This is a genomic window from Streptomyces sp. 13-12-16 (genome assembly GCF_002114215.1).
Classification (GTDB): Bacteria; Actinomycetota; Actinomycetes; order Streptomycetales; family Streptomycetaceae; genus Streptomyces.
On sequence record NZ_NCTE01001495.1, the window covers coordinates 1 to 2465 of the forward strand.

Genomic DNA, 2465 nt, shown 5'->3' on the forward strand with positions numbered 1-2465 from the left:
ACCCCGTCGGGCGCCGCGCCGCCCTCGCTCACCACGTGCAGCACCTGGGCCTCGCCCAGGCCGGTGCCGGTGTCCCCGCCGTCCTCGAAGGGCCGGACCCCGAGGGCCGCGCCCGCCGCGCGGAGTTCCGCCCGCCGCCGGTCGCCGGTGAGCAGCGCCCAGACCGGCGTGCCGCCGAGTTCCAGGGCGCGTACGAGCAGGTCGGCGACGAGCAGCACACGCAGGTTCGTCGGGTCGGACCCCTCCGTGTGGGCCTCGACCCGGGTCAGGCCCCGCCGGGCGGGGGCGGCGTCCACGGGTTCGCCGGTTCGGGCGTCGGTGATGCGCAGCACGAGGCGAGCGTAGGCGCGTGAGCGGGCGTACGCAGGTATCCGGGCCGCTTTTCGGGTCGCCGTGTGCGGTTCCCGGCGCCGGACGGCCCGGTGGCCGGTACAGTCCACCGCCCCCCGGCGGAGGACGGACGGCTCCGGGAATCACCACGCGTGCCGCTTCGTTGTGCGGGACGACAGCTCTTTCACGACTCCCGGGAGGCCGACGGTGTACGGCGACGAGGCGACGGTCCGCAAGATCCTCACCGGACTCGGTGACACCTGGGCCGTGGTCGGCCTGTCGTCGAACCGGCAGCGCGCGGCGTACGGGGTCGCCCAGGTGCTCCAGCGGTTCGGCAAGCGGGTGGTGCCGGTGCACCCGAAGGCGGAGACCGTGCACGGCGAGCAGGGTTACGCCTCCCTCGCGGACATCCCCTTCGAGGTGGACGTCGTGGACGTGTTCGTCAACAGTGACCTGGCCGGGGCCGTCGCGGACGAGGCGGTGGCCAAGGGCGCCGACGCGGTGTGGTTCCAGCTCGACGTCATCGACGAGGCGGCCTACGAGCGGACCCGCGCGGCGGGCCTGGAGATGGTGATGGACCGCTGCCCGGCGATCGAGATACCCCGGCTCGGTTAGGGCCCGTCCCGGGGCGCCGTGCCGCCATAATGGCGCGATGGACGAGAGTTCCCCCCGTCTCGACCCCCCTTCGCCGCAACGCTTTCCGGTCGTCGTCGTGGGTGCCGGACCCGCCGGGCTCACCGTGGGCAACATCCTGCGGGCGGCCGGTGTGGAGTGTCTGGTCCTGGAGACGGAGAGCCGGGAGTTCATCGAGCGGCGGCCGCGGGCCGGGGTGATCGAGGAGTGGGCGGTACGGGGTCTGGAGCGGCGGGGTCTCGCACGGAACCTGCTGGAGCGGGCCGGGCTGCACACCGCGTGCGAGTTCCGCTTCGACGGGGAGCGGTACCGCTTCTCGTACCAGGAGCTGACGGGCAGCCACCACTGGGTGTATCCGCAGCCGTTGCTGGTGACGGACCTGGTGCGGGAGTACGCGGACGTGCGGGGCGGAGCCGTACGGTTCGGCGTGCGCGACGTATGGCTGCACGGCCTGGACGGCGGCCGTCCGTCGGTGTCGTACGTCTGCCCGGAGAGCGGCCGGCGGGAGGCCGTCGCCTGTGACTTCGTCGCGGGCTGCGACGGGGCCCGCGGGGTGACCGGGGCCGCCCTCGTTCCGGAGCGGGCCCGGGTGGCACGGCACGACTACGGCATCGGCTGGCTGGCCCTGCTCACCGAGGCGCCGCCGTCCGCCGACTGCGTCCTGTTCGGCTGTCATCCGGACGGCTTCGCCGGTCAGATGCCCCGCAGCCCCGGGGTGACCCGCTACTACCTCCAGTGCCCTCCCGGCGACACCCCGGACGACTGGCCGCACGAGCGGGTCTGGGCGGAGCTGCGGCGCCGGCTCGGGGCGGCCGGAGCGGCCCCGCTCACCGAGGGGCCGCTGATCGAGAAGCGTGTGCTGGACATGCACGACTACGTCACCGAGCCGATGGCGTCCGGCCGGCTCTTCCTGGCCGGGGACGCGGCACACCTGGTCGCGCCGATCGCTGCCAAGGGCATGAACCTCGCCCTGCACGACGCGTTCCTGCTCGGCGACGCGCTGGTCGCCCGCCTCACCGAAGGCGACGACAGCGCACTGGCCGGCTACTCCGGGGCCTGTCTGCGGCGCGTGTGGGACTACCAGGAGTTCTCCCAGTGGCTGTCCGAGCTGTACCACGGCACCGCGGCGGGGGACCCGTTCCGCGCGGGCACCACGCTCGCGCGGCTGCGCCGCCTGTTCTCCTCCCCCACCGCCGCCGCCGCCTTCGCGGAGCAGTACCTGGGCACGGCGGACCGGTACTGAGGCCGCGGCCCCGTCAGTCGTGCGGCGGCCGGTCGCCGATCCGGTGGTCGGCCACGTTCAGCGCCTCGTCCACCAGCCGCCGCAGATGGCCGTCGCGCAGGGAGTAGATCACCCGACGGCCCTCCTTGCGGGTGTCCACGAGACCCGCGAGCCGCAGCCGCGCCAGGTGCTGGCTGACCGCGGGCCGGGCCGCGCCGCAGACCTCGGTGAGCGTGGTGACGTCGGCCTCGCCGCCGGTCAGGGCGTGCAGCAGGGTCAG

3 protein-coding genes and 1 pseudogene are annotated in these 2465 nt (G+C 74.3%); 2 read left to right on the top strand and 2 right to left on the bottom strand.

The genetic code is table 11. From position 1 onward, the window contains the following. A pseudogene (locus B7767_RS43340) lies at positions 1-371 on the bottom strand (hypothetical protein); the annotation flags it as partial. A gap of 166 nt (positions 372-537) precedes the next feature. Between B7767_RS43340 and B7767_RS43345 the strand changes: the two are divergent. Continuing rightward, entirely contained in the window at positions 538-945 is a 408-nt protein-coding gene (locus tag B7767_RS43345; RefSeq protein WP_085576563.1) for a CoA-binding protein, read from the top strand. Positions 946-982: 37 nt separating this feature from the next. Further along, positions 983-2206, top strand: coding sequence for a 4-hydroxybenzoate 3-monooxygenase (locus tag B7767_RS43350; protein WP_085576564.1), 1224 nt, complete (start codon positions 983-985; stop codon positions 2204-2206). A gap of 13 nt (positions 2207-2219) precedes the next feature. Here B7767_RS43350 and B7767_RS43355 read toward each other — a convergent pair. Next, positions 2220-2465: metalloregulator ArsR/SmtB family transcription factor (locus B7767_RS43355; protein ID WP_085576565.1), on the bottom strand; the 246-nt coding region annotated here is incomplete at its 5' end.

Bases quoted from the DNA above. Each gene is read 5' to 3' on its own strand.
- B7767_RS43350 (WP_085576564.1), top strand. From the start codon at position 983: ATGGACGAGAGTTCCCCCCGTCTCGACCCCCCTTCGCCGCAACGCTTT.